The sequence below is a fragment of the Kitasatospora sp. NPDC088346 genome, from assembly GCF_044740765.1.
GTDB lineage: Bacteria > Actinomycetota > Actinomycetes > Streptomycetales > Streptomycetaceae > Kitasatospora.
The window spans coordinates 1-2,168 of the sequence record NZ_JBIURH010000161.1 but is presented as its reverse complement, the minus strand read 5'-3'; the positions used below and the strand labels follow the sequence as shown (position 1 = coordinate 2,168).

1 protein-coding gene is annotated in these 2,168 nt (G+C 73.3%); it reads left to right on the top strand.

Going from position 1 to position 2,168, the window contains the following annotated elements; all coding sequences use genetic code 11:
- Positions 1-2,168 (top strand): beta-ketoacyl synthase N-terminal-like domain-containing protein (locus ACIOFR_RS42135; RefSeq protein WP_401006122.1); only part of this gene is annotated, 2,168 nt, incomplete at both ends.

Below are 2,168 nucleotides of genomic sequence, written 5' to 3'. Positions count from 1 at the left end.
GCGTGGGGTCCGTGGGCCGAGGGTGGGATGGCCACGGACGCGGGTCTCGCGGAGCGGCTGCGGCGCGGCGGCATGCCCGCCATGGATCCGGGACTGGGCCTGGCCTTCCTGGGTCGCGAGCTCGCTTCCGGCGGGGACGGTCCGTCGGCCGTGGTGGCCGCCGACGTCGACTGGGCGCTGTTCGCGCCCGCGTTCACCGCGGTCCGCCCGAGCCGTCTGTTCGACGAGCTCCCCGAGGTCCGGCAGGCCCGCGAGGCCCTCGGCGAGGGTGGGACGGACGGTGTCGGCTCCTCGCTCGTGCAGCAACTCGCCGGGCTGTCCGAGGAGCAGCGCGACGCCGCTCTGCTCGACCTGGTACGCGGCCACGTCGCCGGCGTGCTCGGCTACGCGGACCCTGCGGCGGTGGAGGTCGGCAAGGCGTTCCGCGAGCTCGGCTTCGACTCCCTGACGGCGGTGGAGTTCCGCAACCTGCTGGGCGTCGCCACCGGACTTCCGTTGTCCGCGACCGTCGTCTTCGACTACCCCTCGGTCGGCTCCCTGGTCGACCACCTCAAGGGTGAACTCCTCGGCGCCGCACCGGAGGAGGCGTTTGACGCAGCGAACCTCGCCGCCGACGACGACCCCGTCGCCATCGTCGCGATGAGCTGCCGGTTCCCCGGCGGGGTCGACACTCCGGAGGCGCTGTGGCGGCTGCTGTCCACCGGCGGTGACGCGATCGCCGGATTCCCCACCGACCGTGGTTGGGACCTGGAGGCCCTCCAGGACACCGGCGCGGCGTACTCCTCGGCTACCCGCGACGGCGGATTCCTCTACAGCGCGAGCGAGTTCGACCCGACGTTCTTCGGGATCTCCCCGCGTGAGGCGCTGGCCATGGACCCGCAGCAGCGGCTGCTGCTGGAGACCTCCTGGGAGGCGTTCGAACGGGCCGGCATCAACCCGGAGGAACTGCGCGGCAGCCGGACCGGCGTCTTCGTCGGCACCAACGGCCAGGACTACCTGCGGCTGGCGATCGAGTCCTCCGAGGACATCGGCGGGTTCCTGGGAACCGGGAACGCGGCCAGTGTGGTGTCCGGCCGCCTCTCGTACACCTTCGGGCTCGAAGGCCCGGCGGTCACCGTCGACACGGCCTGCTCCTCCTCGCTGGTCGCGCTGCACATGGCCGTCCAGGCGCTGCGCGGCGGTGAGTGCTCACTCGCCCTGGCCGGAGGCGTCACCGTGATGTCCTCACCGGGCGCGTTCATCTCGTTCAGCCAGCAGGGCGGACTCGCCGAGGACGGGCGCTGCAAGGCGTTCGCCGCCGGTGCGGACGGCACGGGGTGGGGCGAGGGTGTGGGCCTGCTGCTCGTGGAGCGGCTGTCCGACGCGCGCCGCAACGGGCACCGCGTGCTGGCCCTGGTCCGCGGTTCGGCGATCAACCAGGACGGCGCCTCCAACGGCCTCACCGCGCCCAACGGGCCCGCGCAGCAGCGTGTCATCCGGCAGGCCCTCGCGGTCGCCGGGCTGTCGGCCGACGAGGTGGACGCGGTCGAGGCGCACGGCACCGGTACCAAGCTCGGTGACCCGATCGAGGCGCAGGCCCTGCTCGCCACCTATGGCCAGGACCGTCCGGCCGAACAGCCGCTCTGGCTGGGCTCCATCAAGTCGAACATCGGCCACACCCAGGCCGCCGCCGGTGTGGCGGGCGTCATCAAGATGGTGCTCGCGATGGAACACGGGGTGCTGCCGCAGACCCTGCACGTCGACGCGCCGTCCCCCCACGTGGACTGGTCGGCCGGCACCGTCGAACTGCTCACCGAGAACCGCCCCTGGCCGGAGACCGGCCACCCGCGCCGGGCGGGCGTCTCCTCGTTCGGCATGAGCGGCACCAACGCGCACACCATCCTGGAGTACCCGGAGGCCTCGGCCGAAGCCGAAGCCGAAGCCGCGACGCTCCCCCCGGTCGCCGGTGCGGTACCGCTCGTGCTGTCCGGCCGCAGTGAGCGTGCGGTGCGCGGCCAGGCGGCCCGGCTCGGTGCTCACCTCGCGGAGCGGCCGGAGGTGTCCCTGACGGACATCGGCCACTCGCTGGTCGTTTCGCGGGCGGGTTTCGAGCACCGTGCGGTGGTGGTGGCGGGTGACCGTGCCACCGCGGTGGCGGGGCTGGAGGCGCTGGCGGGTGGTCTGCCGGC